At 53.7% G+C, this 26,805-nt stretch carries 25 protein-coding genes; 23 read left to right on the plus strand and 2 right to left on the minus strand.

What is annotated here, in order from left to right; translation table 11 throughout:
• Positions 1 to 35 precede the first annotated feature (35 nt).
• Positions 36 to 1,460: an MFS transporter gene (locus C813_RS32070; protein ID WP_017458330.1), complete on the minus strand. Its 1,425-nt coding sequence runs from the start codon at positions 1,458 to 1,460 to the stop codon at positions 36 to 38.
• Between the two features lie 213 nt (positions 1,461 to 1,673).
• On the opposite strand from C813_RS32070, the gene azuC reads away from it, so the two are divergent.
• From azuC to otsA, 8 genes are all read left to right on the plus strand, one after another.
• Positions 1,674 to 1,757, plus strand: coding sequence for a stress response protein AzuC (azuC, locus tag C813_RS46945; protein WP_017458329.1), 84 nt, complete (start codon positions 1,674 to 1,676; stop codon positions 1,755 to 1,757).
• 122 nt (positions 1,758 to 1,879) lie between these two features.
• Complete coding sequence (locus C813_RS32075) at positions 1,880 to 2,131, plus strand: DUF2766 family protein (RefSeq protein WP_017458328.1); 252 nt, start codon at positions 1,880 to 1,882, stop codon at positions 2,129 to 2,131.
• A 117-nt stretch (positions 2,132 to 2,248) separates the two neighbouring features.
• Positions 2,249 to 2,806: a DJ-1 family glyoxalase III gene (locus C813_RS32080; RefSeq protein ID WP_017458327.1), complete on the plus strand. Its 558-nt coding sequence runs from the start codon at positions 2,249 to 2,251 to the stop codon at positions 2,804 to 2,806.
• Between the two features lie 317 nt (positions 2,807 to 3,123).
• Positions 3,124 to 4,104, plus strand: coding sequence for an arabinose ABC transporter substrate-binding protein (locus C813_RS32085; protein ID WP_017458326.1), 981 nt, complete (start codon positions 3,124 to 3,126; stop codon positions 4,102 to 4,104).
• 70 nt (positions 4,105 to 4,174) lie between these two features.
• Positions 4,175 to 5,689, plus strand: a complete 1,515-nt coding sequence (araG, locus tag C813_RS32090) for an L-arabinose ABC transporter ATP-binding protein AraG (RefSeq protein WP_017458325.1) — start codon at positions 4,175 to 4,177, stop codon at positions 5,687 to 5,689.
• A gap of 14 nt (positions 5,690 to 5,703) precedes the next feature.
• Positions 5,704 to 6,684 (plus strand): L-arabinose ABC transporter permease AraH, encoded by a 981-nt coding sequence (araH, locus tag C813_RS32095; protein ID WP_017458324.1) that lies wholly within the window; start codon positions 5,704 to 5,706, stop codon positions 6,682 to 6,684.
• Positions 6,685 to 6,870: 186 nt separating this feature from the next.
• Positions 6,871 to 7,677 (plus strand): trehalose-phosphatase, encoded by an 807-nt coding sequence (gene otsB, locus C813_RS32100; RefSeq protein ID WP_017458323.1) that lies wholly within the window; start codon positions 6,871 to 6,873, stop codon positions 7,675 to 7,677.
• Entirely contained in the window at positions 7,652 to 9,076 is a 1,425-nt protein-coding gene (gene otsA, locus C813_RS32105; RefSeq protein ID WP_017458322.1) for an alpha,alpha-trehalose-phosphate synthase, read from the plus strand. Before otsB ends, otsA begins: the two co-directional genes overlap by 26 nt.
• Before the next feature lie 32 nt (positions 9,077 to 9,108).
• On the opposite strand, the gene uspC is transcribed toward otsA, so the two are convergent.
• Positions 9,109 to 9,534: a universal stress protein UspC gene (gene uspC, locus C813_RS32110; RefSeq protein WP_017458321.1), complete on the minus strand. Its 426-nt coding sequence runs from the start codon at positions 9,532 to 9,534 to the stop codon at positions 9,109 to 9,111.
• Between the two features lie 777 nt (positions 9,535 to 10,311).
• Here uspC and flhD point away from each other — a divergent pair.
• The 15 genes from flhD (at position 10,312) to C813_RS32185 (ending at position 26,794) form a co-directional block, all read left to right on the plus strand.
• A complete protein-coding gene (gene flhD, locus C813_RS32115) occupies positions 10,312 to 10,662 on the plus strand; it encodes a flagellar transcriptional regulator FlhD (protein ID WP_017458320.1) in 351 nt (116 codons plus the stop codon).
• Between the two features lie 2 nt (positions 10,663 to 10,664).
• Complete coding sequence (flhC, locus tag C813_RS32120; protein ID WP_017458319.1) at positions 10,665 to 11,243, plus strand: flagellar transcriptional regulator FlhC; 579 nt, start codon at positions 10,665 to 10,667, stop codon at positions 11,241 to 11,243.
• Positions 11,244 to 11,369: 126 nt separating this feature from the next.
• Entirely contained in the window at positions 11,370 to 12,257 is an 888-nt protein-coding gene (motA, locus tag C813_RS32125; RefSeq protein WP_017458318.1) for a flagellar motor stator protein MotA, read from the plus strand.
• A complete protein-coding gene (gene motB / locus C813_RS32130; protein ID WP_017458317.1) occupies positions 12,254 to 13,213 on the plus strand; it encodes a flagellar motor protein MotB in 960 nt (319 codons plus the stop codon). Before motA ends, motB begins: the two co-directional genes overlap by 4 nt.
• Positions 13,214 to 13,217: 4 nt before the next feature.
• The gene (gene cheA, locus C813_RS32135; protein ID WP_017458316.1) at positions 13,218 to 15,269 is read left to right on the plus strand and encodes a chemotaxis protein CheA; all 2,052 of its coding nucleotides are present in this window, start codon (positions 13,218 to 13,220) and stop codon (positions 15,267 to 15,269) included.
• Positions 15,270 to 15,291: 22 nt separating this feature from the next.
• Positions 15,292 to 15,795, plus strand: a complete 504-nt coding sequence (cheW, locus tag C813_RS32140) for a chemotaxis protein CheW (RefSeq protein WP_017458315.1) — start codon at positions 15,292 to 15,294, stop codon at positions 15,793 to 15,795.
• Positions 15,796 to 16,213: 418 nt separating this feature from the next.
• The gene (locus C813_RS32145; RefSeq protein WP_017458314.1) at positions 16,214 to 16,783 is read left to right on the plus strand and encodes a Csu type fimbrial protein; all 570 of its coding nucleotides are present in this window, start codon (positions 16,214 to 16,216) and stop codon (positions 16,781 to 16,783) included.
• Between the two features lie 79 nt (positions 16,784 to 16,862).
• Complete coding sequence (locus C813_RS32150) at positions 16,863 to 17,357, plus strand: Csu type fimbrial protein (RefSeq protein WP_017458313.1); 495 nt, start codon at positions 16,863 to 16,865, stop codon at positions 17,355 to 17,357.
• A 14-nt stretch (positions 17,358 to 17,371) separates the two neighbouring features.
• A complete protein-coding gene (locus tag C813_RS32155; protein WP_017458312.1) occupies positions 17,372 to 18,136 on the plus strand; it encodes a fimbrial biogenesis chaperone in 765 nt (254 codons plus the stop codon).
• Positions 18,112 to 20,505, plus strand: coding sequence for a fimbria/pilus outer membrane usher protein (locus C813_RS32160; RefSeq protein WP_017458311.1), 2,394 nt, complete (start codon positions 18,112 to 18,114; stop codon positions 20,503 to 20,505). The genes C813_RS32155 and C813_RS32160 overlap by 25 nt, the downstream gene beginning before the upstream one ends.
• Positions 20,505 to 21,467: a Csu type fimbrial protein gene (locus C813_RS32165; RefSeq protein ID WP_017458310.1), complete on the plus strand. Its 963-nt coding sequence runs from the start codon at positions 20,505 to 20,507 to the stop codon at positions 21,465 to 21,467. The genes C813_RS32160 and C813_RS32165 overlap by 1 nt, the downstream gene beginning before the upstream one ends.
• Positions 21,468 to 21,553: 86 nt before the next feature.
• Positions 21,554 to 23,218 (plus strand): methyl-accepting chemotaxis protein II, encoded by a 1,665-nt coding sequence (gene tar / locus C813_RS32170; protein ID WP_017458309.1) that lies wholly within the window; start codon positions 21,554 to 21,556, stop codon positions 23,216 to 23,218.
• Between the two features lie 41 nt (positions 23,219 to 23,259).
• Entirely contained in the window at positions 23,260 to 24,858 is a 1,599-nt protein-coding gene (gene tap, locus C813_RS32175) for a methyl-accepting chemotaxis protein IV (RefSeq protein ID WP_017458308.1), read from the plus strand.
• Between the two features lie 20 nt (positions 24,859 to 24,878).
• On the plus strand, positions 24,879 to 25,748 hold the full coding sequence (cheR, locus tag C813_RS32180) for a protein-glutamate O-methyltransferase CheR (protein WP_017458307.1): 870 nt from the start codon (positions 24,879 to 24,881) through the stop codon (positions 25,746 to 25,748).
• Entirely contained in the window at positions 25,745 to 26,794 is a 1,050-nt protein-coding gene (locus C813_RS32185) for a protein-glutamate methylesterase/protein-glutamine glutaminase (protein WP_017458306.1), read from the plus strand. Before cheR ends, C813_RS32185 begins: the two co-directional genes overlap by 4 nt.
• Positions 26,795 to 26,805: the final 11 nt, after the last annotated feature.

Consider the following 26,805-nt stretch of genomic DNA (forward strand, 5'->3'; position numbering starts at 1 on the left):
TTTGTTGCGGCTATTTTTCTTTTCCCTTTCCTGCCTCAGGTGTCCTGTTTACGTGATACGGCGCTACCCGCATCATTTGTTAGCCGCAGCGTATCAATCATGCCCACCAGGCAAATCAGCGCAATAAATACAAACGCCAGTCGAAAGCTGATCCCCTCAACGGCGGTTATGTGCAACCACGTACTGATATGCTCACCAATGCGAATACCAATTGCGCCCAGCGTAATACCTAAACCCACCGCTAATTGTGTTGCCGTGCTGAATAAGGTGTTGGCATAACTCATTTGCGGCGAAGGTACATCGGCAAACGCCAGAGTGCTGACGCCGGTGAACTGCACCGAACGGAATACGCCGCCGAGATAAAGGATCACAAATGTCAGCCACACCGGTGTGTGTGACGTCAATAATGCGCAGGCTAACAGCGCCAGCACATTGAGCGCGCCATTGATTAACAGCAGCTTTTTGAAACCCAGCCAGCGGATAAGCGGTGTGGTTGCCGGCTTGATGGAAAGATTCCCGGCAAACACTGCCAGCACTAACAACCCGGCATGGAATGGATCCATGCCAAATCCGACCTGAAACAGCAGCGGCAACAGAAACGGAACTGCACTGATGGAGGCGCGAAACAGTGAACCGCCGTACATGGTCACGCGAAATGTTGGCACTTTCATGGCGTCGAGGCGGATCATTGGCCATGTTGCGCGCTGGAAATGGCGCAAGGTAAAAGCAAGTGTTATCGCGCCGAGCACCAGCAAACCTAACGTTAGTGCGCCTTGCGGATGTTCAGAACCCAGTGCCTCCATGGCGTACACCAGGCTTATCATCGCCACAGACGTGGCAATAAAACCCGGCAAATCGAAGGGGCGTCGTTCCTCCTCGCGGATAGGGGGGATAATGCGTAACGCCAGCGCAATCGCCAGCAGGCCCAGCGGCACATTAATAAAGAAGATCCAGCGCCAGTTGGCGTAGTGGGTAATAAAACCGCCGAGCGGTGGGCCAATAATGGGGGCGACCAGCGCGGGCCAGGTCAGCGTGGCAATAGCGGTAATGAGCTGATGTTTCGGTGTGGTGCGCAACACCGCAAGGCGGCCGACCGGCACCATTAACGCACCGCCGATACCCTGTAAAATCCGCATCGAGACAAACATATCAACGCTGGTTGAAAGCCCGCAAAGCACCGAGGCGAGGGTAAAAATAGCCAGCGCCAGCGAGAAGACATTGCGCGCGCCAAAGCGATCGGCAATCCAGCCGCTGGCGGGGATCAGCACGGCCAGCGTTATTAAGTAGGCACTAATACCTATATTGAGCGCGACGGCTTCCACGCCAAAGGTTTTCGCCATATCCGGCAACGCCGTAGCGATCACCGTGCCGTCGATAAACTCCATAAAGAAAGCGCCGGCTACCAGTAGCGCAGCGGGAGAAAGACCTCCTGTCTTTCGCGAAAGGGTGCTTTCACGCATTGTGGGGCTGCCATTTGCAAAAATAATTGAGGATGCTAAAAAATATTTTAGCGCGCTAACCGCAGGATTTATAATTGGATTTTTAACAAAGTTACTGCATTTTTGATTTTTGAAACGTGATTTCCATCACATTGAACTTGCTTTTTGTGATGTGGGTCATATTATATGCGCATTGAGACGTAACACCTGCATAACACATCGCCGGAGTAACAAATGAAACTGCGTAAAATCCTCAAGCATATGTTTGAAACCTATTGCAAGACTTTCAAAGACGTACCGCCAGGCGCTATGTTCTGATGATAAAAAAACCTGCCGTGAGCAGGTTTTTTTATGCCCGCAATTCGACGGCAAAAGGGGACAAAACTACTCTTGCCTGATATTTCCCGCTACTATGACGCCCTTTAGTAAAGGAGCTTCATATGTCGCAAAATCTTTCTGCTGACCAGGAACTGGTCTCTGATGTCGTAGCCTGTCAACTGGTTATTAAACAAATCCTCGATGTTATAGACGTTATCGCGCCGGTTGAAGTGCGTGAGAAAATGGCGAACCAGTTAAAAAGCATCGATTTTTCCACCCATCCGGCAGCCGCCGATCCGGTGACGCGCCGCGCTATCCAAAAAGCGATTGCCTTGATTGAACTGAAATTCACCCCGCAGGGCGAAGCGCACTGATTTTATTCTTGCTGTGTTACGCCTGCCGGTCTGTGACGCAACGGAGATTTTGAAACGTTGTTTTGATCAACAATAACGCCACTGAATTCAACCAACCTTGCACAAAAGGAGTCGGGAATGAAAAAAGTGGCGGTGTTGTTGGCGCCCGGTTTTGAAGAAGCGGAAGCGATTATCACCATTGATATTTTGCGCCGCTTGCAGATTGAGGTCGAAACGCTGGCTTGTGCGGAATCCCGCGCGGTGGTCAGTTATCATAATATCCCCATGGTGGCAGACAGCACGCTGGCCGAGCGGCAGCAGACGCTGTATGACGCCATCGTGCTGCCCGGTGGTCCGCAGGGCAGCGTCAACCTCGCCGCCAACCCGGCGGTGCTGCAATTTGTTGAACATCATGACGCGGCAGGCAAATTCATTTGCCCAATCTGTTCGGCCGCCGCGCGCGTGCTGGGCGCGAACGGCTTACTGAAAGGTCGCCGCTATGTTTGCTCCGGCGATTTATATGAAAACGTGCGTGACGGCGAATACGTTGATGCACCGGTGGTGGAAGATGGCAACCTGATCAGCGGCAAAGGTCTGGGGCTGGCTTTCGATTTTGCTTTAACGATAGCCGCGCGCCTGCAAGGGAGCGAAATCGCGGCGCGAGATCACGCCGAGCATATCTACTATAGCTGGTGATTTTTCTGCCCGGATGCACCCTGTATCCGGGCACAAGGATAAGCTGGCTGACGTTATGGATTATCCTGCTTTTACCCCTCTTATTTGTCAGACAAAAACGGCTGATTTTATGTGATAAATCGCTGAATTTATGTACGGAATTACTGTAATTCAGCCGTGTGATGCCGCTCTCCTATGGAGAATCAATTTCCCGCTAAAACTATTTCCAGCACAGAGCTCCAGTGACGTATGGACTCTAATGCCTTGTTTTATGAACTTTTAAAAGACCTGATGAGTTGTTTTCCCTACATAAAAGAATGCTAAAGCTGGAGTTTACCATGCACAAATTCACTAAAGCGTTGGCGGCCATCGGCCTGGCTGCCGTTATGTCACAATCCGCTATCGCTGAAACCATGAAGCTCGGATTTCTGGTTAAACAACCGGAAGAGCCATGGTTCCAGACGGAGTGGAGATTCGCCGACAAGGCAGGCAAAGATTTAGGTTTTGAAGTGATCAAAATCGCCGTTCCTGACGGCGAGAAAACCCTGAACGCCATTGATAGCCTGGCGGCCAGCGGCGCGAAAGGGTTTGTTATCTGTACTCCCGACCCGAAACTGGGTTCGGCAATTGTTGCCAAAGCCCGTGGGTACGACATGAAAGTCATCACTGTCGATGACCAGTTCGTCAATGCGAAAGGCGAGCCGATGACCTCTGTGCCGCTGGTCATGATGGCGGCAAGCGAGATTGGCGCACGTCAGGGGCAAGAGCTTTATAAAGAGATGCAAAAACGCGGCTGGGATGTGAAACAGACCGGCGTGATGGCGATTACCGCTAACGAGCTGGATACCGCTCGCCGCCGTACCACTGGCTCCATGGACGCGCTGAAAAAAGCCGGTTTCCCGGAAAAACAGATCTATCAGGTGCCGACAAAATCGAACGATATCCCCGGTGCATTTGATGCCGGCAACTCCCTGCTGGTACAGCATCCGGAAGTGAAACACTGGCTGGTGCTGGGCATGAATGACAACACCGTGCTTGGCGGTGTGCGTGCCACGGAAGGGCAGGGCTTTAAAGCGGCAGATGTTATCGGTATCGGCATTAACGGCGTGGATGCAGTAAGCGAGCTGTCCAAAGCACAGGCGACGGGCTTCTTCGGTTCTCTGCTGCCAAGCCCGGATGTTCACGGCTATAAAACCAGTGAGATGCTGTACAACTGGGTGACCAAAGGCGCAGAACCGCCAAAATTCACCGCCGTTACGGATGTGGTGTTGATCACCCGCGATAACTTCAAAGAAGAGCTGGCGAAAAAAGGACTGTAATTCTCTGTTGGTTGCGCTCCCCGCCTAAGCGGGGAGCCAGACGTACAATGAACTGTTTTGCGGAGACGTTATGCAACAGTCTACTCCTTACCTCTCGTTTCGCGGCATCGGCAAGACATTCCCCGGTGTGAAAGCGCTCAGCGAGATCAGTTTTGATTGTTACGCCGGGCAGGTTCACGCCTTGATGGGCGAGAACGGTGCCGGTAAATCAACGCTACTTAAAATCCTCAGCGGCAACTACGCGCCGACAACCGGTACGCTGGCAATAAAAGGAGAAGAGGTCTCCTTTGCCGATACGACCGCCGCGCTGAATGCCGGGGTGGCCATCATTTACCAGGAGCTGCATCTGGTGCCGGAAATGACCGTCGCCGAGAACATCTACCTGGGTCAGTTGCCGCATAAAAGCGGCATTGTGAACCGCTCCCTGCTCAACTATGAAGCGGGTTTGCAGCTTCAACATCTGGGGCTGGATATCGACCCACAAACGCCGCTGAAATACCTCTCCATTGGTCAATGGCAGATGGTGGAAATTGCCAAGGCACTGGCGCGTAACGCCAAAATTATCGCCTTCGATGAGCCAACCAGTTCCCTTTCCGCGCGTGAGATCGACAACCTGTTTCGCGTGATCCGCGAGCTGCGTAAAGAGGGGCGTGTCATCCTTTATGTCTCGCATCGCATGGAAGAGATATTTGCCCTCAGCGATGCCATTACGGTGTTCAAAGATGGTCGCTATGTGCGCACCTTTACTGATATGCAGCAGATCAATCATGACCAGCTAGTGCAGGCGATGGTAGGGCGCGAGCTGGGCGATATTTACGGCTGGCAGCCGCGCGAATATGGCGAGCAACGTCTGCGCCTGGAGCAGGTGAAAGCGCCGGGCGTACGTACGCCGATTAGCCTGAGTGTACGCAGCGGGGAAATCGTCGGCCTGTTTGGGTTGGTCGGTGCCGGTCGCAGCGAGTTGATGAAAGGGCTGTTTGGCGGAACACAGATCACCGAAGGGCAGGTGTTTATTGACGGCGAGCTGGTCAATATTCACAAACCTGCTCACGCTATTCGTGCTGGCATGATGTTGTGCCCGGAGGATCGCAAAGCCGAAGGCATTATTCCGGTGCACTCGGTGCAGGAGAACATCAACATCAGCGCCCGGCGCAAATACATTCGCGCAGGGTGTCTCATCAACAACGGCTGGGAGAGCGAAAACGCCGAGCACCACATTCGCTCGCTCAATATCAAAACGCCGGGCGCGGATCAGCTGATTATGAATCTCTCCGGCGGTAACCAGCAGAAAGCCATTCTTGGCCGCTGGTTATCGGAAGAGATGAAGGTGATCTTGCTCGATGAGCCTACGCGTGGGATTGACGTCGGGGCGAAACATGAAATCTACAACGTGATTTATGCGCTGGCGGCACGTGGCGTGGCGGTGCTGTTTGCCTCCAGTGATTTGCCGGAAGTCCTCGGCGTCGCCGACCGTATTGTGGTGATGCGTGAAGGCGAAATAGCCGGTGAGTTGTTACACGGTCAGGGCGATGAACAGCAGGCGCTGAGCCTTGCGATGCCGAAAGTGAGCCAGGCTGTCGCCTGAGTGAGGAGAATACGATGTCATCTTTAACTACGTCTCGCGCGCCGAAATCGGCGTTCAGCTTCGGGCGCATCTGGGATCAGTTCGGCATGCTGGTGGTGTTCGCCGTCCTGTTCATTGGTTGCGCTGTTTTCGTGCCGAACTTTGCCTCTTTCGTCAATATGAAAGGGCTGGGGCTGGCGATATCCATGTCCGGCATGGTGGCCTGCGGCATGCTTTTTTGCCTGGCCTCCGGCGATTTCGACCTCTCTGTGGCGTCTGTGATTGCCTGTGCCGGGGTGACCACGGCGGTAGTGATCAACCTTAGCGAAAGCCTGTGGATTGGCGTATTTGCCGGGTTGCTACTTGGCGTGGTGAGCGGTTTTATTAACGGATTTGTCATCGCACGTTTGAAAATCAATGCTCTGATAACCACACTTGCGACCATGCAGATTGTGCGCGGGTTGGCCTATATCATCTCCGATGGTAAAGCGGTGGGGATCGAAGATGAGCGCTTCTTCACCCTCGGTTATGCCAACTGGCTCGGCCTGCCTGCGCCTATCTGGCTGACGGTCGGCTGCCTGATTATTTTTGGTTTCCTGCTCAATAAAACCACCTTTGGTCGCAATACACTGGCGATTGGCGGTAACGAAGAGGCGGCGAGACTGGCGGGTGTGCCGGTAGTCAGAACCAAGATCATTATCTTTGTGCTCTCAGGCCTTGTGTCAGCGGCGGCGGGGATTATTCTTGCTTCACGTATGACCAGCGGCCAGCCAATGACTTCGATCGGTTATGAGCTGATTGTCATTTCAGCCTGTGTGCTGGGTGGCGTGTCGCTGAAAGGTGGCATCGGTAAGATTTCCTACGTTGTGGCCGGGATTTTGATTCTGGGGACCGTGGAAAACGCCATGAACCTGCTGAATATCTCTCCCTTCTCGCAATACGTTGTGCGCGGCTTGATCCTGCTGGCGGCGGTGATTTTCGACCGCTACAAACAAAAGGCCAAACGCACAGTTTGATGCTTTTTGATTAAATTTTGCACACAACCTTATAGTTTAACTCCAGACCTTACCAGCCGCTAATCCGGCTGGTAAGTCATGTTTAAAATGGCGAGCAGCGTCACACTGTCTATACTTACATGGCTAATGATAATGAGACGTTAATGAAAAACGGCTCTCATCTGACACTGTAAGGAGGAAACCAGGGTGGAAGACGCACTATCTATACCGCCTCTCATTTCCGGAAATTTTGCCTTTTTTTTCGATTTGGATGGCACCCTTGCGGACATCAAACCGCACCCGGATGATGTTTTTATCCCTGAAGATGTGCTGACCAGACTTTCATTGCTTGCTGAGCTAAATGACAGGGCGTTGGCATTGATTTCAGGGCGTTCAATTACTGAGCTGGAACAGCTCGCCAAACCGTATCGTTTCCCGCTGGCCGGGGTACATGGGGCGGAGCGCCGCGATATCAATGGTCGAACCGAACGAATGACGTTACCGGAGTCGGTTTTACAACCGCTGGAACGTGAACTCCGGCATGGCATTGCGCCGCTAACCGGCGTTGAACTTGAAACCAAGGGGATGGCATTTGCACTGCATTATCGCCAGGCACCGCAGCATGAAGAGGCGGTCTTTGCCCTGGCAAAAACACTCATCGCACACTACCCACAGCTGGCAATGCAGCCGGGAAAATGTGTGGTCGAGCTGAAACCCTCTGGCATTCATAAAGGCGCCGCTATTGACGCGTTTATGCAAACGCCACCCTTTCTCGGCAAGAAACCGGTGTTTCTTGGCGACGATTTGACTGACGAACATGGGTTTAAAACCGTTAATAAACTTGGCGGCATATCGATAAAAGTTGGCCCTGGCGCAACACAGGCAAAGTGGCGTCTGGCTGGCGTAAATGATGTCTATCAATGGCTTGAAAAACTTGTCGACCATCAACAACAAGAACAACGGGCGCTAACAAACAGGAGAGATGGCTATGAGTCGCTTAGTCGTAGTATCTAATCGTATTGCTCCGCCTGATGATAAAAAATCCAGCGCTGGCGGGCTGGCTGTAGGGATCCTCGGAGCGCTAAAAGCGACCGGTGGGCTGTGGTTTGGCTGGAGCGGGGAGATCGGTGACGAGGATCAACCGCTAAAAAAGGTCACGAAAGGGAATATTACCTGGGCCTCTTTTAACCTCAGCGAAGATCATTACGAGCAGTATTATTCGCAATTTTCCAACGCGGTGCTGTGGCCCGCTTTCCACTATCGTCTGGATTTGGTGAAGTTCCAGCGCGAGGCCTGGGAAGGCTACCAGGATGTCAACGCGCTGCTGGCAGACAAGCTGCTGCCTCTGATTAAAGACGACGACATTCTGTGGATCCATGATTACCACCTGTTGCCGTTTGCCAGCGAACTGCGTAAGCGCGGTGTTAACAACCAGATCGGCTTCTTCCTGCATATTCCTTTCCCGACGCCGGAAATTTTCAATGCCTTGCCGCCGCACGCTGAGTTGCTTGAGCAACTGTGTGATTACGACTTGCTGGGCTTCCAGACTGAAAGCGATCGTCTGGCCTTCCTCGATAGTTTGTCGATGCAAACAAGGCTCACCACGCGTGGTGGCAAAGAGCATGTTGCCTGGGGCAAAAACTTCCGCACTGAAGTCTATCCAATAGGTATTGAGCCGCAAGAAATCGCGCAGCAGGCCGCAGGGCCGCTGCCGCCCAAACTGGCGCAGTTGAAAAATGAGCTGAAGAATGTGAAAAACATCTTCTCGGTAGAGCGTCTGGATTACTCCAAAGGCTTGCCGGAACGCTTCCTGGCGTATGAAACGTTGCTTGAGAAGTTCCCTCAGCACCACGGTAAGATCCGTTATACGCAGATTGCGCCCACCTCGCGTGGCGAAGTGCAGGCCTACCAGGATATTCGTCATCAACTGGAAACCGAAGCCGGGCGCATCAACGGTAAATACGGTCAGCTTGGCTGGACGCCGCTCTATTACCTCAACCAGCATTTTGATCGCAAAGTGTTGATGAAGGTATTCCGCTATGCGGAAGTCGGGCTGGTGACGCCGCTGCGTGACGGGATGAACCTGGTGGCGAAAGAGTACGTAGCGGCCCAGGATCCTGAAAACCCGGGTGTGCTAATTCTTTCGCAATTTGCCGGTGCGGCGAACGAGCTGACATCGGCGCTGATCGTTAACCCTTACGATCGCGATGATGTCGCGGCGGCGATGGACAGGGCATTAAGGATGCCGCTGGCGGAGCGTATTTCGCGTCATGCGGAGATGCTCAAAGTCATCAAGGAGAATGATATCCATCACTGGCAGCAGAGGTTTCTCAGCGATTTAAAGCGCATCACGCCACGTAGCGCACAAAGCCAGCTACAAAGCAAAGTGGCGACCTTTCAGAAGTTAGCCTGAGGTAACAACGCTCCCGCTCATGCGGGGGCGTTCTACGCGCTTAACGGCACTAACAGCACATCAACTTCACTGGCCTGGACAATGCTTTTCGCCGAGCAGACGGCGCGCGAGAAAAACGTCTGATTGTGATTACCGCACACCACTAAATCGACATCCTGGGTGTGACAAGTATGAAGAATATGCTTGCTCAGCTCGCCGGAGGCGATCAGCGCCTGTTCGATGGGATAATTCGCGTTGCGCACCAGCTCATCCAGAAACTGCTGTGTCTCTTCCTGCAACACTTCACGGACGTTTTCCATCATCGGTGCTGCAAGCTGGTTATACAGTTCCGGGTCAGCGGCTAAGGTAATCAGTGTGATACGGGCACTGGAAGGGCGGGCGATATCGACCGCTTTTGCCAGCAATTGTTGGCTTTCTGGCGTAACGGCTACGGCGACCAAAAGATGTGCATAAGCCATTTTTACTCCCCGATTGAATCAAATTTTTCTCACCATTACTCCGATTCTTAAACCAGTGCAACCTGTGAATATGGCAGGGATGTGAAGGTTATCATAAATATTCATTAATTATTCTTACGTAACGGTATGCTCGCGCTTTAATCACCTTAACCGATTTTAAAAGCTTAACTAAAATTAAGAGAATTTAAGATCGAATTGTTAAATTATCAACCGCAATGATTAACAAAAGTGCAATGGTTACTTCGGGTGATTAATTAAGATCACTTAAACCATAATATATTGTTTTATATCACTTTTTATATTTGTTTCTTCAGTAGATACATATTGTCAAATGTAAATAGGGCAGCATCCTAATCCTCCGACCAGTTAACGTGGGTGAGAGGGCGTTTTGCATGCCTATTCGGACAATTGGAATAGAAAAGGGGGTTGATCGCTCAAAAAAACACCAAATCACAAGCGAGACTGATAGATTTATTGTCCATATTCGCGTAAATTATGTGACGTGGATCACAAAAATTTCAAATTTCCGCACTGGTCAGATTGTATGTGGCAGCACCTACGAGTACAGTTGCGTCGAATTAGGAAAAATCTTAGTTCTTTGTAAGAAATGATTAAGAACGTTGTAAGGCAATTAACATTTGAGCGAAGCGCCTTATCGCAAGATCCTAGTCAGTTATGCATTTAGCCTTTCTTTTTTATACCGGGTTTTTTCCCGGCGACATCACGGGGTGCGGCTTAGCCGCATAAGATACAAGTTGGTTATTCGGGATGGGAAAAATGCATACATCCGAGTTGCTGAAACATGTTTATGACATTAATTTGTCGTATTTACTTCTTGCTCAGCGTTTGATCAGCCAGGACAAAGCGTCCGCCATGTTCCGTCTTGGTATTAATGAAGAGATGGCGACCACACTGGTTGAGTTAACCCTTCCGCAAATGGTGAAGTTGGCTGAAACCAATCAGCTGATTTGCCAGTTCCGTTTTGACAATCATCAGACCATCACTCGTCTGACCCAAGAGTCACGCGTGGACGATTTACAGCAAGTTCACACCGGGATTTTACTTTCAACCCGCCTGCTGAATGAGTCTTCACAGACTGGCGACGCGGCCCGGAAGAAAAGGGCGTAAAGATGAGCGAAAAAAGCATTGTTCAGGAAGCACGCGATATTCAGTTAGCAATGGAACTGATTACGCTGGGTGCGCGTTTACAAATGTTGGAGAGTGAGACGCAGCTTAGCCGCGGCCGTCTTATCAAACTCTACAAAGAGTTGCGTGGTAGCCCGCCGCCGAAAGGTATGCTGCCATTCTCCACCGACTGGTTTATGACCTGGGAACAAAATATCCACGCGTCTATGTTCTGTAACGCATGGCAATTTTTGTTGAAAACAGGCCTTTGCAGCGGCGTTGACGCAGTCATCAAAGCATACCGACTTTACCTCGAACAATGCCCTCATGCTGAGGAAGGACCGCTGCTGGCGCTGACTCGTGCCTGGACGTTGGTTCGCTTCGTGGAAAGCGGAATGCTGGAGTTGTCTCGCTGCAATTGCTGTGGTGGTAATTTTATTACTCACGCACATCAGCCTGTTGGTAGCTTTGCCTGCAGTTTATGCCAGCCGCCGTCCCGCGCGGTAAAAAGACGTAAACTTTCCCAGGATGCTGCCGATATTATTCCACAACTGCTGGATGAACAGATCGATCAGGCTGTTTAACCGAATACAGGTGGAAACACTCCAGCAGCGGTGCAGTTATGCCGCTGCTTTTTTTTTACCTGTCACTCGTGTTAACCCTTTGAAATGTTTATCCCGAGCCTTAGTCATTAGCAGAAGGATGATGTCGTGCTTATCGTATTAGGTTACCTGGTTGTTCTTGGTGCAGTCTTTGGCGGTTATATGATGACCGGCGGAGAACTTGGGGCACTTTATCAACCGTCTGAACTGATCATCATCGGGGGCGCGGGGGTAGGTGCATTCATCGTTGGCAACAACGGTAAAGCCATCAAAGGAACGCTGAAAGCGATGCCTTTGCTGTTTCGCCGTTCGAAGTACACCAAAAGTATGTATATGGACTTGCTGGCGCTGCTGTATCGCCTGATGGCGAAATCACGTCAGCAAGGGATGTTCTCTCTGGAACGGGATATTGAAAACCCGAAAGAGAGCGAGATTTTCGCCAGCTACCCGCGCATTCTCGCGGATGCGACGATGCTTGAATTTATCGTGGATTATCTGCGACTTATCATCAGCGGCAACATGAATACCTTCGAAATTGAAGCGCTGATGGATGAAGAGATTGAGACCCATGAAAGTGAAGCCGAAGTCCCGGCGAACGCGCTGGCGATGGTCGGTGACTCACTTCCGGCGTTCGGTATCGTGGCGGCGGTAATGGGTGTGGTCCATGCGCTGGCCTCAGCGGATCGTCCGGCGGCGGAGTTGGGTGCGCTGATTGCGCATGCGATGGTGGGAACTTTCCTCGGTATTTTGTTGGCATACGGTTTTATCTCTCCGCTGGCAAGCGTACTTCGCCAGAAGAGTGCGGAGACCGCCAAAATGATGCAGTGCGTGAAGATAACCCTGCTGTCGAACCTGAACGGTTATGCGCCGCCGATCGCGGTTGAGTTTGGTCGTAAAACACTGTACTCCAGCGAGCGCCCGTCGTTTATCGAACTGGACGAACATGTTCGTGCGGTCAGAAACCCTAACCAACAGACGACGACTGAGGACGCATGAAAAACCAGTCCCATCCGATCGTCGTAGTTAGACGAAAAAAACATAAAGGTCACGGTGGCGGCGGACACGGCTCCTGGAAAATTGCCTATGCCGACTTTATGACGGCGATGATGGCGTTTTTCCTGGTGATGTGGCTTATCTCCATCTCCAGCCCGAAAGAGCTTATCCAGATTGCGGAGTATTTCCGCACGCCGCTGGCAACTGCGGTCACGGGTGGGCCGAGAATTTCGAATAGCGACAGCCCCATTCCGGGCGGTGGCGATGACTACACACAGCAACAGGGCGAAGTACAAAAACAGCCCAATATTGACGACCTGAAAAAACGCATGGAGCAGTCGCGCTTGAGTAAATTGCGCGGCGATCTGGACCAGTTAATTGAAGCCGATCCCAAATTGCGCGCCTTGCGCCCGCATTTGAAAATCGACCTGGTACAGGAAGGGTTGCGCATACAGATTATCGATAGCCAGAACCGGCCGATGTTTAAAACCGGCAGCGCGGAAGTCGAACCTTATATGCGCGATATTTTACGGGCGATTGCGCCAGTACTGAATGGTATTCCGAACAAAGTGAGCCTCTCCGGTCACACCGACGATGCCCCTTATGCTAACGGCGATAAAGGGTACAGCAACTGGGAGCTTTCCGCCGATCGCGCTAACGCGTCGCGCCGCGAGCTGGTTGCCGGTGGCCTGGATGATGGCAAAGTGATGCGCGTTGTTGGCATGGCGGCAACCATGCGCCTGGTCAACCGCGGCCCGGATGAAGCCATCAACCGCCGAATTAGTCTTTTGGTGCTGAACAAACAAGCAGAAGCGGCCATTCTGCATGAGAACGCCGAAAGTCAGAGTGCGCCAATAAGCGCGATTACACAGCCAGAGCCAGCGGCAGCGGCAGCACCCGCGCCAGCAGCCTCGTCTCCGGCAGCAGTTCCTACGTCGCCACAAGCCAATCCGAGGTGATAGCGTGAGCATGGATATTAGTGATTTTTACCAAACATTCTTTGATGAGGCCGACGAACTGTTGGCCGATATGGAACAACATTTATTGGATCTGGTGCCGGAAGCGCCGGATTCAGAACAGCTCAACGCCATCTTCCGTGCTGCTCACTCTATTAAAGGCGGTGCGGGTACATTTGGCTTTACCATCTTGCAGGAAACAACCCACCTGATGGAGAACCTGCTTGATGAGGCTCGGCGTGGCGAGATGCAGCTCAACACCGACATTATCAACCTGTTTTTGGAAACCAAAGATATTATGCAGGAACAGCTCGATGCCTATAAAAGCTCGTCAGAGCCAGATGCCGCAAGCTTCGAATACATCTGCAATGCCCTGCGCCAGCTGGCGCTGGAGGCAAAAGGAGAGGTCGTTCCTGCCGCTGCGAATGGGGCAAAACTCTCTGTTGTAGAGACCGCACTGGCATCTGAAGCGACCGCGCCCGCCGCTGAAAACGACGGCAAACTGCGAATTGTCCTTTCTCGCCTGAAAGAGAGTGAAGTTGACTTACTCGAAGAAGAGCTGGGCAACCTCGGCACGCTGAGCGATGTCGTGAAGGGGAAAAATAACCTGAGCGTGACGATCGACGGTGGCGTGAGCGAAGACGACATTATCGCGGTGCTGTGTTTTGTTATCGAAGCGGACCAAATTGCTTTCGAAAAAGCGGCACCCGCGCCCGCGGCAGCAGAAACTGCTGTTGAAGCCCCGGCGGAAGTGGCTGAAGCGCCGGCAGCAGCGGCTGTCCCGGCGGTGCAGGCGGCTCCTGCACCTGCACTGAAAGCGGTAGCGAAAGAGCAACCGGCTGGCCGTGAAAAACCGGCAGCCCGCGCCAGTGAATCGACCAGTATCCGTGTTGCGGTTGAAAAAGTTGACCAGTTGATCAACCTGGTTGGCGAACTGGTTATCACCCAGTCCATGCTGGCGCAGCGCTCTAACGAGCTGGATCCGGTAACGCACGGTGATTTAATAACCAGCATGAGCCAACTGCAACGCAACGCCCGCGACCTGCAGGAATCGGTGATGTCCATCCGTATGATGCCGATGGAATATGTCTTCAGCCGCTTCCCGCGCCTGGTTCGCGATCTGGCGAGCAAGCTTGATAAACAAGTAGAGCTGACGCTGCAGGGCAGCTCAACCGAACTTGATAAGAGCTTGATCGAACGCATTATTGACCCGTTAACGCACCTGGTGCGTAACAGCCTCGACCACGGTATCGAAACGCCGGAAAAACGTGTGGAAGCAGGGAAGTCGCCTATCGGCAACCTGATCCTCTCGGCGGAACACCAGGGCGGGAACATCTGTATTGAAGTGACCGACGATGGTGCCGGCCTGAACCGTGAACGTATCCTGGCGAAAGCGATTTCGCAGGGGATGGCCGTGAACGAGAACATGACCGACGAAGAAGTAGGCATGCTGATTTTCGCGCCGGGCTTCTCCACCGCTGAGCAGGTAACTGATGTTTCCGGACGCGGCGTGGGGATGGACGTGGTGAAACGTAACATCCAGGAGATGGGCGGTCACGTTGAAATCAAATCTAAGCAGGGCACTGGCACAACCATTCGTATCCTGCTGCCGCTGACGCTGGCGATCCTCGACGGCATGTCAGTAAAAGTGAACAACGAAGTCTTTATCCTGCCGTTAAACGCGGTAATGGAATCGCTGCAACCGCGTGAAGAAGATCTGCATCCGCTGGCCGGTGGTGAGCGCGTGCTGGAAGTGCGCGGTGAATACCTGCCGCTGGTTGAACTGTGGAAAGTCTTTGACGTTATGGGCGCGAAAACCGAGGCCACGCAGGGGATTGTCGTTATTCTGCAAAGCGCGGGTCGTCGCTATGCATTGCTGGTTGATCAACTGATTGGTCAGCATCAAGTGGTGGTGAAAAACCTGGAAAGCAACTATCGCAAAGTGCCGGGTATTTCCGCTGCCACTATCCTTGGGGATGGTAGCGTTGCGCTGATCGTTGACGTATCAGCGTTGCAGGGATTGAATCGTGAACATCGTATGGCGCACACAGCCGCCTGATTTAGTTAAGAAGGTATAAAACATGACCGGTATGAGTAATGTAGCAAAACTGGCGGGCGAGCCATCAGGTCAGGAGTTCCTGGTTTTCACTCTGGGCGATGAAGAATACGGAATCGATATTCTCAAAGTGCAGGAAATTCGTGGCTATGATCAGGTGACCCGAATCGCCAATACCCCCGACTTTATCAAAGGCGTCACCAACCTGCGCGGTGTGATTGTGCCGATTGTCGACCTGCGTGTGAAGTTCAGCCAGGGCGATGTCGAGTATGATGAAAACACGGTCGTTATCGTGCTGAATCTCGGTCAGCGCGTGGTGGGGATTGTGGTTGATGGTGTTTCCGACGTCCTGTCGCTGGCATCTGACCAGATCCGCCCGGCACCGGAATTCGCGGTCACGCTGTCGACCGAATACCTGACAGGCCTCGGCGCGCTCGGCGACCGTATGCTGATTCTGGTAAATATTGAAAAACTGCTCAACAGTGAAGAGATGGCGTTGCTTGACATTGCAGCCTCGCACGTAGCGTAATAATCACGCCAGTTGCGAAATAATAAAGGTGGGTGAAGTTGCTTCATCCGCCTTTATTTTTGTCTTTTTTCTGCCGCTATAATATATATCCTTCATGTCCGCTTAATTTATATTTCATAAAACCCTCTTACTTCTCTTTACCACTGGTCATATATTGTGATGCTTATCACGAATCAAGGTATATATCTTTCAAAAAATTAATGGCTTAGTCATTTGTCATTCGCTAACTAAATGATTTAAAGGTATTAAATCATCCCTGCCCATGAATTTTGCGCCGTTACGTTTAAGTGGTTGAAGCGCGCAGCGTAAACTAAATTTCTGTTATTCCTGCTTTACTTGTTTGCGTGTTTTCCTTATTTCGGTGGCCAATGAATTGCACGTGGAATAAACAGCACGCGGTATTTTTGGAGGTGGAAACATGAACAGAAAATTACTTTATGTGCTGGCAAGCGGTGTGCTGGTGATGGCCGGGCAAAATGCGCGTGCGGTTACCAGTAGCGGGACGATTGGCGCGACATTGACGTTGACTAACGGCTGCCTGATTAACGGCTCGCCAAGCCAGAACGGTATCAATTTTGGTTCGCTCGATTTTGGCACGCATCCGGCAACATTTTCAGAGCTCACCACGCAACTCACCAACGCAGGCGGTGGTAACAGCTTCGGTATTCAATGCACGACAACCGATTACACCGTGCAGGTAACCGGCAACACCAACTCTACCGCACCTGGCACCGTCGTTGGCACACCGGGAACGCCTGCCCGTTACCTGGTCAACGCGGCCAATACCACGCAAGGTGTTGCCTACAGCCTCTATAGCGATAGTGGCTTCAGCAACGTCATCACGAACAACACCAACATTCCTCGCGCTTCAACAGCCGGTGGCGTTGATAACTACACACTCTATGGGCGGATTTCCGGCGGCGGCAACAGCGTCAGCGTCGTACCGGGAACCTATACCGATACGATCAATGTGAGCGTGACGTACTAAACCTCCCCATATGATGCCTGGCGGCATGCGTGTTTCCCTGCGGGGAAACCGGGGATCTCTGCGCGTCATTTCTGGGCTGATGCTGTTCGGGATGATGGCCTCTCAGGGTGCCTTTGCGGTGACGACGCAAACCTTCACCGTGGGGGCGACCATCGCGCCTGGCTGCTCGGTGGTGAGCGGCAGCGGCGGGGCACTCGGCTCACTCAATTTTGGCACCCGCAGCGGCGTGCAGAGCGGACAGGTTACCGCCAGCTTCGTGCCTGGTGCGTCGTTCTCGCTGGGCTGCACACCCGGCGTGGCGCTGAGTATGAGTATCAACGGCGGGCAGAACTACGCCAACGTGGCCAACGTGCGCAACATGCAACGCAGCGGCGGTACAGATCGCGTGCCTTATCGCCTCTATACCAGCAGCACGCTGGCGGCCAATACCGAGATCGGCGTTAACCAGAGCGTCTCCGTCGCGTACAGCAATAGCAATACTATTTCGCTGGCGATTTTCGGCGCGGCGCAGCTAACCGGGTTCAGCCCGGCGGGCACTTATACCGATCAACTCACTGTGACATTGTCATGGTAACAAGGGAGAAGGAGATGAAGGTCATTTCGACTGGACGCGTGGCGGGTTTGCTGTGGACCAGTGCGCTGACGCTTAGCGCGAACAACGCCTTTGCGGTGGCCACCATTCTGCTCTGGCCCATCGATCCGTGGCTCAGTGCCACCAGCAACGCGACCGAATTATGGATCCAGAACCAGGGTGAAGCGCCCACTACCATGCAGGTGCGCATTGTCCGCTGGCAGCAGGAAAAGGGGCTTGAACGCTACCAGCAACAAAACGAGATCGTTGCCAGCCCACCGATTGTGAGAATCGAAAAAGAGAGTAAACAACTGATTCGCCTGATCAAGCAGGCGTCAATTCCGGCGGGAGTTGAACAGGCTTATCGCATCATCGTCGATGAGATCCCGCAACCGGAAAACAGCGACAAACCACAGATTGGCCTCAAATTGCAAATGCGCTACTCGATTCCGCTCTTTGTCTATGGCACCGGCATCGAAACCCACACCAGCGGTGCGCATCATGCGTGGGTGGATACTAAAGATCTACGCTGGCGCATAAGCCGCGACAACGGCAAACCGTCGCTTGAAGTGCGCAATAATGGCGATGTCCATGTCCGCTTAAGCAGAGTCACTGTTCGGCAAGGCGGGCAAACGCGGCAGGTTGCTGAAGGACTACTCGGTTATGTTTTGCCGCACAGCGTACGTAGCTGGCCGTTACCTACGGGCATAAGCAATCCAGTGGAGATGAAAGCGACAATCAATGCCAGGGAAAGCGAATGGCAGTCGTCCGCAGGCAACTGATTGTGCCGGTCACTTTTATGCTGCTGGGGAGTTCAGCATGGGCACAGCAGGGCGATGATATGCTCCCGCCGCCGCCCGATGCGCACGCCATCAATGATCACGCTGTGTTCCATTTAAGCCTGGTGATTAACCATTACGATACCCAGCGGGTGGTGCCCGTGACGCGGCAACAGAACGCCTTTTTTGTCTCCAGCGCCGATCTTCTGCAGGCCGGGCTTCCCGCTGAGCATATACCGCAAGGAGAGGTCAATGTGTCGGCGCTGGAGAATGTGCGCGCCGACTATGACAGTGCGGGTCAGCGTCTGCTGCTTTCGGTGCCCGGCGAATGGGTGCCGGAGCGTGTGACGGCGTTTAATTCGGGTCTACGGCGCACGACGCCGAAATATGGTCAGGGCGCGTTACTCAATTACGATGTCTATACCAGCACCACCGAACACATCGGCGGGCAGGCTGCGCTGTGGCACGAGTTTCGCTACTTCAACGGCAACGGCGTGCTCTCCTCAACCGGTTCACTGCGTAAGACACTTTCCGGCAGCCTCAGGCAGCAGGAAGGGTATATGCGTTATGACACCACCCTCACATTTACCGATGAAGATGACGCCACGCAGTGGAGCGTGGGCGATGTTATTTCCGATGCATTAACCTGGAGCAGCAGTGTGCGTATCGGCGGCGTCAGTTACGGGCGCGATTTCTCTCTGCGCCCGGATCTGGTCACCTGGCCGCTACCTGCCTTCTCCGGCGAAGCGGCTGTGCCGACTTCAGTGGATGTGTTTATTAACGGCTATCGCGCCGGGAACACCCAGCTACAACCCGGCCCCTTCACGCTCACCAATATGCCCTATATCAACGGCGCGGGAGATGCCGTACTGGTTACCACGGACGCACTGGGGAAGCAGGTCAGCACGACATTGCCTTTTTATGTCGCCAGCGATTTGCTCAAATCAGGTCTAAGCGACGGAGCGATTACCGTAGGTGCGCTGCGGCGCAATTACGGCATCGAGAATGTTGACTACGGGACGCTGGCGGGCAGCGGATCGTATCGCTACGGCCTGAGCGATTATTTAACCCTCGAAGGGCACGGTGAAGCGGCGCAGTCGCTGACGCTCGGCGGTGCAGGCGCGGTGCTTAAGCTCGGGCGGCTCGGTGTGGTCAACGGCGCATGGACGCAAAGCCGCATGTTGGGTGATAACGGCAGCCAGCTTGCCTGGGGTTATCAGTACAACACCCGTCTGTTTAGCGTTAACACGCAGCACAGCCGACGCGATCGCGGCTTTGGCAATCTGGCGCTTTACGACCAGCGCAACCTCTACAACAACGAGCAAACTAACGGGCAACGGCCTGCCGCCAGCCTGAGTCGCAACACGGACCAATATGCGCTGACGGTTAATATGGGTGATTTCGGCAACGTGGGCGCGGCATGGATCGGTGTGCGCAGCTTTGATAATAAAAAGACGGAACTACTCAACCTCTCCTGGAGCCGTAATTTGTGGGGCACCAGTAGCCTTTATCTGGCGGCGAGCCGTGACAACCAGCAGGGCGACTGGACATTTGCCCTGTCGCTGCAAATACCGATTGGCGACATGGATAGCGCGGCAGTGAGTATGGATCGAACCCCCGATAACGGCTCCACTGAGCGTATCAACTATAACCACGCCATGCCGACCGATGGCGGTTTTAGCTGGAACATGGCTTTTGCGCACCAGTCGCAGGCGAAAAATTACCAGCAGGGCGCGCTGGGCTGGCGCAATAACAATGTCGAGTTGCAGGGCGGCGGCTACGGCGAAAGCGACATGATGACATGGTGGGGCGAAGCGCTGGGTTCGCTGGTGTTGATGGATGGCCAGTTGTTTGCCGCCAACCGCATTAATGACGCGTTTGCGGTAATCAGCACCGGCGGTCATGGCGGTGTGCCGGTGAATTATGAAAATCAGCCCGTCGGTGAAACCAACCGTGACGGCTATCTGCTGGTGAGCGGTGTATCTGCCTATTACCCGGCCAGTTACAGCATTGATACGCTGAACTTACCGGCAGATACACAGCTGAAAGATACTGAGCGCAAGATCTCGCTGCGTCGGCGCAGCGGCTATCTGGTGGAATTTCCGATGGTGCAGGAGCGCGTCGCCAGCGTGATCCTGCATGATGAAAACGGCAAAGCGATTCCGCTTGCCAGCGAAGTTGACCGGGCGGGTAAAGCCACGGCAATTGTCGGTTATGACGGCATTGCGTGGCTGGAGAACCTGGAGGAGGCCAATGCGCTGCATGTCCGTTTGCCGGATGGCAAAACCTGTGACACCCGCTTCACGCTGCTCGCCAATCCTGACCATAAATTGCAAACCTACGGGCCACTGACCTGCCGGAGGAACCCTTAATGCGTCGTCTACTTCTTCTGTTATTACTCCTGAGTTGCGGGCCAGCGTGGTCGGCCTGTACGGTCAGCACGACCAATGGGGCGTTCGGCTCGGTGACCTCGTTTGTGCTTAACGCCACGGCGCAAAACACCACCGCCAGCCTGATTGTGCGCTGCGACGCGGCGCTCAACCTGCTCACCAACGACTCCATTACTCTGACGCTGACCGGGGCGAGCGCCACCGCCTCCAACCGGGGCGTGATGAAACGTTCTGACAACGCCGCCGTGACGGATGCGATCCCGATCCGCGTCTGCGGCCAGGCCAACTGCGCCAATAATAGCGAAGCGACTATCAGTGGTAACAGCTACACCTGGAGCGGTGCCGTCTTGCTGGCGTTGCTGGGTACCCGAACCTATACCTTGCCGCTCTATTTCCTCACCGTACCGGGGCAAAACGTCAGCGCCGGGCCTTATACGGTGACGCTCAATTTTAGCGTTGCGTACAACGTCTGTTCGGTGGGGGTTTTAGGATCATGTTCGACAGCACAAACGGGCACGGCGACCACCAGTCTGCAAGTTAACGGTACGGTGACCAACGACTGCACCACCATCAGCGCGCCGAACGTCAATTTTGGCAGTGCACCGCTGGTGCGCAACTTCCCGACCATTTCGCAATCTGTTGCCATCACCTGCACGAAAGGCATGGTGTACACCGTCGGAATTAACAACGGCGGCTACTACAACGGCAGCGCGCGGAATATGGCCAGCGGCAGCAACCGGCTCAGTTATGAGATTTACAAAGGGGCCACCACCAACCGCTGGGGCAGCGCTGGTGCGGAGCGCTGGTCGAGCGGCGTGTCATCTCAGGTGAGCAGCGATGGCCTGCTGCGAACCTACAATTACACCGCGCAAATTTTGACGTCGCAGACCACGCCGCCGGGGGGAACTTATAGCGATACCTTAACTGTGGATATCGCGTTTTAAGTCATAATTTAATTCCCTTTCGCAAATGTAAAGTTCCGTGGCCGCATGCCGATAACACCGTTAAGAACTTATCAAGAAGGTGTTGCATGTTGAACCGTATCCGCGTCGTTACTCTGCTTATGAGCGTGCTGGTGGTCTTTGCCTTGTTACAGCTTGTCTCTGGTGGCCTGTTTTTTTCGTCGCTTAAGCAAAACCAGCAAAGTTTTGCGGTCTCCAATGACCTGCGCATGCAACAGACGGAATTAGGTAAAGCCTGGGAGTTGATGCTGCAAACGCGTATCAACCTGAGCCGTTCTTCAGCGCGGATGTTGCTGGATCCGAGCAACCAGCAGAGCAGTGCGAAAACCGATTTGCTGAATAGCGCCAAAGCCTCGCTTGCCGATGCGGCAAAACATTACGATGCCTTCCGCGCGCTGCCATCGCTGCCGGAAACTGACGCAGCGCGCCAGACGCTGGATGAGAAATACCGCACTTATAATGCCGCGCTGGCAGAATTGGTACAGTTCCTCGAAGGCGGCAATATTAACGGCTTTATGGCGCAGCCGACGCAAGGCATGCAAAACGCCCTTGGCGACGCGATGAAGAAATACGCGGATTTGAGTGAAGGCTTGTATCGCAATGCCTGGGAACAGAGCGTCAGTGATTACACCTTCGCCAAATGGCAGATGGCGATCCTGGCGCTGGCGCTGGTGATCGTGCTGGCCGGCGTCTGGTATGGCATTCGCCGTATTCTGCTGTCGCCGTTATCATCGGTCATTGCCCACATCCGTGAAATCGCCGGTGGCAACCTGACGCATTCGCTGACCATTGCGGGTCGCAGCGAAATGACGGAACTGGCGCAAAGCGTTGACCATATGCAGAACGCACTAATCGAAACGGTGACCAACGTTCGCCAGGGTTCTGATGCTATCTACTCCGGTACCAGCGAAATCGCCGCCGGCAACAACGATCTCTCTTCCCGTACCGAAGAGCAGGCGTCCGCCCTTGAGCAGACCGCCGCCAGTATGGAAGAGTTGACCGCCACGGTGAAACAGAACGCCGATAACGCCCGTCAGGCCTCATTACTGGCGCAGAGTGCGTCGGAAACGGCAGAGCGCGGCGGTAAAGTGGTGAACAGCGTGGTAAAAACCATGCACGAAATTGCGGGCAGTTCGCAAAAAATTGCCGATATTATTAGTGTGATTGACGGCATTGCCTTCCAGACCAATATTCTGGCGCTTAACGCCGCGGTGGAAGCCGCGCGAGCAGGTGAGCAGGGGCGTGGTTTCGCCGTGGTTGCCGGAGAAGTGCGCAATCTTGCCAGCCGTAGTGCGCAGGCGGCGAAAGAAATTAAAGGCTTAATTGAAGATTCTGTCTCCCGTGTCGATACCGGTTCTGTGCTGGTGGAGAGTGCAGGGGAGACGATGTCGGACATCGTTAACGCGGTAACACGGGTGAACGACATTATGGGTGAGATCGCCTCGGCTTCTGATGAACAGAGTCGCGGCATCGATCAGGTTGCGCTGGCGGTATCCGAAATGGATCGCGTCACGCAGCAAAACGCGTCACTGGTACAACAATCGGCAGCCGCAGCGGCCGCCTTAGAAGAACAAGCCAGTTTGTTGACGCAGGCGGTATCTGCTTTCCGCCTTTCTTCTGTATCCGGCAAACCGGCGTCGCGTGCTACAACTCCGGCAGCAGGCAGCGCTCAGACCCCGGCGCGGAGTCGCCAACTTGTAACCGGACAAGAAGATAACTGGGAAACATTTTAGCTGTTCTTAACCGCGGACTTTTTCCGCCAGATGGGGCGTTAATGTTAAATCGTATTCGCATCTCGACAACACTTTTTTTGATTTTGATCGTGTGTGGCATTTTACAGGTTGGCAGTAACGGGTTGTCTTTCTGGGCATTTAAAGAGAGCACTTCACATTTACAAGAAGTAGAAAACAGTACACACCAGCGCAGCGCATTAATGCAGATGCGGGCCACGCTGCTTCAGGCCAGCACCGCGTTGAACAAAGCCGGGACGTTAACGGCGCTCAGTTATCCGCCGGATGACATCAAAGCGCTGATGACCCAGGCGAAAGCTAGCCTCAAGCAGTCGGCTGAGGTAGAAAAAGAGTTTCTTGGCCTGAAGGTGATGACACCGGAAGGCAAAAAATTACAGGAAATCACGCAGGCCAGTTACACCGCCTGGCGCGGTGACCTGGAGCACCAGGCGACCTGGCTTGAAAACAACCAGCTGTCAGACTTTATGACCGCGCCGGTGCAGGAGTCGCAGGATAAGTTTGATGCCAGTTTCAGTGCGTGGGAGAAACACATTAACCACTTTACTGAACAGGCGAGAGCGGATGGTGAAAGTAATTATCACCGCTCGGCAGTGATTTTTGTCGTGGTGGTTATTCTCGCCGCGTTATTGACCAGCGCCGCGCTGTTCTGGTCGCGCAAGATGATTGTCCAGCCGCTGGCAGTTGTCAGCAGCCACTTTGACAGCATCTCCGAAGGCAACCTGGCGCGACCGATTGCCGTTGACGGGCGTAACGAGATCTCGGCGATTTTTACCAGCCTGAAAAAGATGCAAACTGCGTTACGCACCACGGTAAGCGATGTCCGTCAGGGCAGCTACGCGATGCATACCGGCATCTCGGAAATCGCGGCGGGCAACAACGATTTATCGTCGCGAACGGAGCAACAGGCGGCGTCGCTGGCGCAAACCGCTGCCAGCATGGAGCAGTTAACGTCGACGGTAAGCCAGAACGCCGATAACGCGCGTCAGGCTTCCGTACTGGCGCAGAGTGCGGCGGAAACGGCGAGAAAAGGTGGGCAGCAGACCACGAGCGTGGCAAGTACCATGCAGCAGATTGCCGGCAGCTCGCAGAAAATTGGCGACATCATTAGTGTGATTGATGGCATTGCGTTTCAGACCAATATTCTGGCGTTGAACGCCGCCGTTGAAGCGGCTCGCGCCGGTGAACAGGGACGTGGTTTCGCCGTGGTCGCCGGTGAAGTGCGTAACCTGGCAAGCCGCAGCGCGCAGGCGGCAAAAGAGATTAAGGGTCTGATTGAAGAGTCGGTTTCCCGCGTTCAGCAGGGTTCCACGCTGGTGGATACCGCCGCGCAGACGATGACGGAAATCGTCCGCTCTGTCACTCAGGTCAACGATATCATGGGCGAGATCGCCTCCGCGTCCGATGAACAACGGCGCGGGATAGAGCAGGTGGCTCAGGCAGTAACACAGATGGATCAGGTGACACAGCAGAACGCTGCACTGGTAGAAGAGGCAGCTTCCGCCACCGACCAGCTGGCTAACCAGGCAAATAATCTTACCGCGCTGGTGGCCGTATTTAAGATTGAAGAGCATGTCGCAATACCCGAAGTGGCACCGCCTAAGGCAGTGCCCGTTGCATCCTGAACCTAGTATGAGAAGGCGCTATGACATCATCCATGCCTAACGGGCAAACGTCATCAATATTGCAACAGATGACACAGCGCCTGGCGCTGTCCGACGCGCACTTCCGTCGGATATGTCAATTGATCTACCAGCGTGCGGGGATTGTCCTCGCGGATCATAAACGCGACATGGTTTACAACCGCCTTGTTCGCCGTTTACGCACGCTTGGGCTAGATGATTTTGGCCGCTATCTGAGCATGCTGGAAGCGAACCAGAACAGCGCCGAGTGGCAAGCGTTTATTAACTCGCTGACCACCAATCTCACCGCGTTTTTCCGGGAAGCACACCACTTCCCGGTTCTCGCGGACCATGCGCGCAAGCGCACGGGGGAATACCGGGTATGGAGCGCGGCGGCGTCGACAGGCGAAGAACCGTACTCTCTTGCCATTACCCTCGCTGATGCGCTGGGTATGGCACCGGGTCGCTGGAAAGTTTTCGCCAGCGACATCGATACAGAAGTGCTGGAAAAAGCACGTAGCGGCATCTACCGCCAGGACGAGTTGAAAACCCTCTCGCCCCAGCAGATGCAACGCTACTTTATGCGCGGTACTGGCCCGCATGCCGGGCTGGTGCGTGTACGGCAGGAACTGGCGAACTACGTCGATTTCACCACGGTTAATCTGCTGGATAAGCAGTACAACGTTCCGGGGCCTTTCGACGCAATTTTTTGCCGTAACGTAATGATTTATTTTGATAAAACGACGCAACAGGACATTCTGCATCGTTTCGCTCCGCTGCTTAAGCCAGACGGATTACTGTTTGCCGGGCATTCGGAGAACTTCAGCAACCTCGTGCGTGAGTTTACCCTTCGTGGGCAAACAGTTTATGCGCTGAGTAAGGATAAAGCATGAGTAAAATCAGGGTGTTGTCCGTCGATGATTCCGCATTGATGCGCCAGATCATGACAGAAATTATCAATAGCCACAGCGATATGGAAATGGTGGCGACGGCGCCAGACCCATTGGTTGCCCGGGATTTAATTAAAAAATTCAACCCGGACGTGTTAACGCTGGATGTGGAAATGCCGCGCATGGACGGGCTGGATTTCCTTGAAAAATTAATGCGTTTGCGCCCGATGCCGGTGGTGATGGTTTCTTCACTGACCGGGAAAGGGTCCGAAGTGACGCTGCGCGCGCTGGAACTGGGGGCAATTGATTTTGTCACCAAGCCGCAGATTGGCATTCGCGAAGGCATGCTGGCTTACAGCGAGATGATTGCTGAAAAAGTACGCACCGCGTCACGCGCGCGTATCGCGGCACATAAACCGATGGAAGCACCGGCCATGTTGAAAGCCGGGCCGTTACTCAGCTCGGAAAAACTGCTGGTAATTGGCGCGTCAACCGGAGGAACAGAGGCAATTAGGCATGTACTCCAGCCATTGCCGCTCTCAAGTCCGGGTATTCTTATCACTCAGCATATGCCGCCGGGCTTTACCCGCTCATTTGCTGAGCGTTTGAATAAGCTCTGTCAGATCAGCGTCAAAGAAGCAGAAGATGGCGAGCGTGTATTACCCGGACACGCGTATATTGCACCAGGCGATCGGCATATGGAGCTGGCGCGTAGCGGGGCGAACTATCAAATTAAGATCCACGACGGACCGCCGGTTAACCGGCACCGACCGTCGGTGGACGTGCTGTTTAATTCGGTGGCGAAACACGCGGGGCGTAACGCCGTGGGGGTAATTCTCACGGGGATGGGCAACGATGGCGCGGCCGGAATGTTAGCAATGCACCAGGCTGGCGCCTGGACGATTGCGCAAAATGAAGCAAGTTGTGTGGTGTTCGGCATGCCGCGTGAGGCCATCAATATGGGTGGCGTCAGCGAAGTGGTCGATCTTAGCCAGGTAAGCCAGCAGATGCTGGCGAAAATCAGTGCCGGACAGGCAATACGTATTTGAACCAGGAGTAA

The sequence above is a fragment of the Kosakonia sacchari SP1 genome (assembly GCF_000300455.3).
GTDB classification, from domain to species: Bacteria; Pseudomonadota; Gammaproteobacteria; order Enterobacterales; family Enterobacteriaceae; genus Kosakonia; species Kosakonia sacchari.

Excerpts from the sequence above, each read along its gene's own strand:
- C813_RS32070 (WP_017458330.1), bottom strand. The coding sequence starts at position 1,460 with ATGCGTGAAAGCACCCTTTCGCGAAAGACAGGAGGTCTTTCTCCCGCT.
- azuC (WP_017458329.1), top strand. The coding sequence starts at position 1,674 with ATGAAACTGCGTAAAATCCTCAAGCATATGTTTGAAACCTATTGCAAG.
- C813_RS32075 (WP_017458328.1), top strand. The coding sequence starts at position 1,880 with ATGTCGCAAAATCTTTCTGCTGACCAGGAACTGGTCTCTGATGTCGTA.
- C813_RS32080 (WP_017458327.1), top strand. The coding sequence starts at position 2,249 with ATGAAAAAAGTGGCGGTGTTGTTGGCGCCCGGTTTTGAAGAAGCGGAA.
- C813_RS32085 (WP_017458326.1), top strand. The coding sequence starts at position 3,124 with ATGCACAAATTCACTAAAGCGTTGGCGGCCATCGGCCTGGCTGCCGTT.
- araG (WP_017458325.1), top strand. The coding sequence starts at position 4,175 with ATGCAACAGTCTACTCCTTACCTCTCGTTTCGCGGCATCGGCAAGACA.
- araH (WP_017458324.1), top strand. The coding sequence starts at position 5,704 with ATGTCATCTTTAACTACGTCTCGCGCGCCGAAATCGGCGTTCAGCTTC.
- otsA (WP_017458322.1), top strand. The coding sequence starts at position 7,652 with ATGAGTCGCTTAGTCGTAGTATCTAATCGTATTGCTCCGCCTGATGAT.
- uspC (WP_017458321.1), bottom strand. The coding sequence starts at position 9,534 with ATGGCTTATGCACATCTTTTGGTCGCCGTAGCCGTTACGCCAGAAAGC.
- flhD (WP_017458320.1), top strand. The coding sequence starts at position 10,312 with ATGCATACATCCGAGTTGCTGAAACATGTTTATGACATTAATTTGTCG.
- flhC (WP_017458319.1), top strand. The coding sequence starts at position 10,665 with ATGAGCGAAAAAAGCATTGTTCAGGAAGCACGCGATATTCAGTTAGCA.
- motB (WP_017458317.1), top strand. The coding sequence starts at position 12,254 with ATGAAAAACCAGTCCCATCCGATCGTCGTAGTTAGACGAAAAAAACAT.
- cheW (WP_017458315.1), top strand. The coding sequence starts at position 15,292 with ATGACCGGTATGAGTAATGTAGCAAAACTGGCGGGCGAGCCATCAGGT.
- C813_RS32145 (WP_017458314.1), top strand. The coding sequence starts at position 16,214 with ATGAACAGAAAATTACTTTATGTGCTGGCAAGCGGTGTGCTGGTGATG.
- C813_RS32150 (WP_017458313.1), top strand. The coding sequence starts at position 16,863 with ATGCTGTTCGGGATGATGGCCTCTCAGGGTGCCTTTGCGGTGACGACG.
- C813_RS32155 (WP_017458312.1), top strand. The coding sequence starts at position 17,372 with ATGAAGGTCATTTCGACTGGACGCGTGGCGGGTTTGCTGTGGACCAGT.
- C813_RS32160 (WP_017458311.1), top strand. The coding sequence starts at position 18,112 with ATGGCAGTCGTCCGCAGGCAACTGATTGTGCCGGTCACTTTTATGCTG.
- C813_RS32165 (WP_017458310.1), top strand. The coding sequence starts at position 20,505 with ATGCGTCGTCTACTTCTTCTGTTATTACTCCTGAGTTGCGGGCCAGCG.
- tar (WP_017458309.1), top strand. The coding sequence starts at position 21,554 with ATGTTGAACCGTATCCGCGTCGTTACTCTGCTTATGAGCGTGCTGGTG.
- tap (WP_017458308.1), top strand. The coding sequence starts at position 23,260 with ATGTTAAATCGTATTCGCATCTCGACAACACTTTTTTTGATTTTGATC.
- cheR (WP_017458307.1), top strand. The coding sequence starts at position 24,879 with ATGACATCATCCATGCCTAACGGGCAAACGTCATCAATATTGCAACAG.
- C813_RS32185 (WP_017458306.1), top strand. The coding sequence starts at position 25,745 with ATGAGTAAAATCAGGGTGTTGTCCGTCGATGATTCCGCATTGATGCGC.